The following is a 2,733-nucleotide window of genomic DNA, read 5'->3' as shown; positions in this document are numbered from 1 at the left end:
GCGGGGAGCTGGTCGGCGAGCTGGCGGTACGTCAGACCGGGGCGCCAGGACGGGAGGTGGACCTCGTAGACCGAGAACGGCGCCTCGTGCACCGGAAGATCGGACCGGCCCGCCATCCATGCGCCATCGCGCCATACATGGGAGGAAGACGTCACGATCGAGGCGGTAGCGGGGGGAACTTCGGTGCGCCGGGCCATGGGATCGGCCCGCAGCGTGTGTGTGCCGTCGGGGCGGGTGATGTCGAATTTGTACGGCGTTCCCTCGCCGACGCCGGGCAGGAAGAGTTCCCAGACGCCCGTCGAGCCGAGCGAGCGCATGGGGTACGCGGTTCCGTCCCAATGGCAGAAGTCTCCGCAGACTCTGACCCCTCGGGCGTTCGGGGCCCAGACGGTGAACCGCGTGCCTTGGACGCCTTGATGAGTCATGGGGTGGGCCCCCAGCGCTCTCCAGAGTTCCTCGTGGCGGCCTTCGCCGATCAGATGCAGATCGAGCTCGCCCAGCGCGGGCAGGAAGCGGTACGGGTCCTGCACCTCGAACTCGTTGCCCCCGTATCTCACCGACAACACGTACTCGGGGATCGTGTCGAGCGGCAGCACACCCGAGAAGAGGCCGTCACCCGTCTCCTTCAGCTCCGTGCGCAGCCCGTCGACCATCACCGCGACGGCCTGGGCGTACGGACGCAGCGCTCGGAACACGATGCCGCCCGGCACTGGATGCGCGCCGAGCAGTGCATGCGGGTCGTGATGGGCACCTGTCAGCAGGCGCGCCCGGTCCGTCGCATCCATCGAAGCCACCGGCCTCGCGTCGACGGTGGTGGTGTGAACTGTCACTGCTTCAGCCTCCTCAAGGAATAAGGGGAAAAGAAGAAAGAGGGGAAGAGGGGAAGAGGGAAAGGGACGGGATGGATCGTTGCCTGTCGTCTTTCAGCGGCCTTCGGCGAGACGCCCGACCGCCGCCATCGGAACAGGCAGCCAGTCGGGCCGGTGTCTCGCCTCGTACAGCACTTCGTACACAGCCCTGTCCGTCTCGTATGCGCGCAGCAGCTCGGGCTCCTTGCGCGGGTCCCAGGCCGCCGCGGCGGCGTAACCCGCGCAGTAGGCCTCCCGGCAGCGATGCGCCCACTGCGGGCGCCACGGGCGGCGGGACCGCGCGGCGTAGTCGAAGGAGCGCAGCATGCCCGCGACGTCGCGTACGGGTGACTGGAGGCGTCGGCGCTCGGTGAGCGGACGGGCCGGCTCGCCCTCGAAGTCGATGACGGACCACTGCCGTCCGGCCCGCAACACCTGACCGAGGTGGAGATCGCCGTGAATCCGCTGTGCCGGACGAGTCGGCGCATCGAGAGTCGCGACCGCGTCGAAGGCGGCCCGCAGCCCGGGCACGTACGGCCGGAGTTCGGGCACGGAGCGGGCCGTGGCGTCGAGACGCTCGCTCATCGCGGCCGCAAGTCGCTCGTGCTGTGGCGGACCTGGGGCGTCGACAGGGAACGCCGCCGCCAGCGCCAGATGCACCTCGGCGGTGGCCCGCCCCAGTTCGTACGCCTCTTCGGTGAACTTCCTTTCCAAGGTGAGCGATTGGAGCGCCAAGGTCCAGCCGTCGGAGGCATCGCGCAGGAACGGCTGGAGCACCCCGAGCGTGGCCTCCCGTGGCCGTGAGGTACGAAACCATGCCGCGGGGGCGGGTACGCGGGTGCAGCCCTGACGGGTCAGCGCCCAGGGCACTTCGAGGTCCGGGTTGATGCCCGGCTGGATACGGCGGAAGACCTTCAGGATGAAGGCGTCTCCGTACACGAGTGAGGAGTTGGACTGCTCGGTGTCGAGGAGGCGGGGAGTCAGGCCGCCGGGGACCGTCACCCGTGCGTCCCGCTCGAAGAGCAGCGGCCCCGCCGTTCCCGGGGTGCGCAGCCGTTCCAGGAGCAGCCCGGTCGCCTTGGGGTCGTGGAAGGCGTCGTACACATCGAGGTCGGCCAGTGGGCCCGCGCTCGCACGGCCGATGAAGGCGTGCGCGAGCCGGGGCGGCAGGACCCTTTGGGCGCCGAGGAGGAGTTGATAGCAGTCGTCGGCAGGGGGAGTGCCGGGGCCGCCGAGGGTGGGCCGGCCCAGATGTTCGGTGCGTATCAGGAGATGCAGGCAGCCCGGGTACAACTCGGTCGACGACACCACGGTCAGACCGGTGACGGGGTAGCCCTTGCCCGCGAACCATCGCTGTCGCGGCAGCCATTCCCGCAGCAGCTCGGCGAGCGAGGTGAGCAGCGCGGTGGGGGCGTGGCTGCCCGGACGGTGCAACGCGGTCTTCGGCATGGCGACACGTCCTTTCAGAGGCGGACGATCTTTGCTGGATGCACCTTTGCTCGGCGCATGATCAAGATCGCCTGGCAGCGACGGGGGCGACTGCGCGTCGCAGCCGGAACCAGTAGAAGCCGTGGCCTGCGAGGGTGAGCAGGTAGGGAAGTTCGCCGATGGCGGGGAAGCGGACTCCGCCGATCAGCTCGACGGGGTGGCGGCCGTTGAACGTCCGCAGGTCCAGTTCCGTCGGCTGGGCGAAGCGGGAGAAGTTGTGGACGCAGAGGACGAGGTCGTCCTTGTATTCGCGCAGGAACGCGATCACTGCCGGGTTCGACGACTGGAGTTCCGTGTAGGAGCCGAGGCCGAAGGCCTTGTTCTGTTTGCGGATCTCGATCATGCGGCGGGTCCAGTGCAGCAGTGAGGACGGTGAGGACATCGACGCTTCGACGTT

2 protein-coding genes and 1 pseudogene are annotated in these 2,733 nt (G+C 68.8%); all 3 read right to left on the bottom strand.

Features of this window, described 5'->3' with window-relative positions; genetic code table 11:
• A pseudogene (locus tag AB0D57_RS47500) lies at positions 1-785 on the bottom strand (1,4-alpha-glucan branching enzyme); the annotation flags it as partial.
• A 138-nt stretch (positions 786-923) separates the two neighbouring features.
• On the bottom strand, positions 924-2,297 hold the full coding sequence (locus AB0D57_RS47495) for a maltokinase (protein ID WP_362088736.1): 1,374 nt from the start codon (positions 2,295-2,297) through the stop codon (positions 924-926).
• A 61-nt stretch (positions 2,298-2,358) separates the two neighbouring features.
• The coding region (locus AB0D57_RS47490) for an alpha-glucosidase C-terminal domain-containing protein (protein ID WP_362088735.1) at positions 2,359-2,733 on the bottom strand (375 nt) is incomplete at its 5' end.

The sequence above is a fragment of the Streptomyces sp. NPDC048275 genome, from assembly GCF_040652275.1.
Taxonomy (GTDB): Bacteria; Actinomycetota; Actinomycetes; order Streptomycetales; family Streptomycetaceae; genus Streptomyces.
Note: the sequence above shows the minus strand (reverse complement) of the source record. Positions and strands in the feature narration are given on the sequence as shown.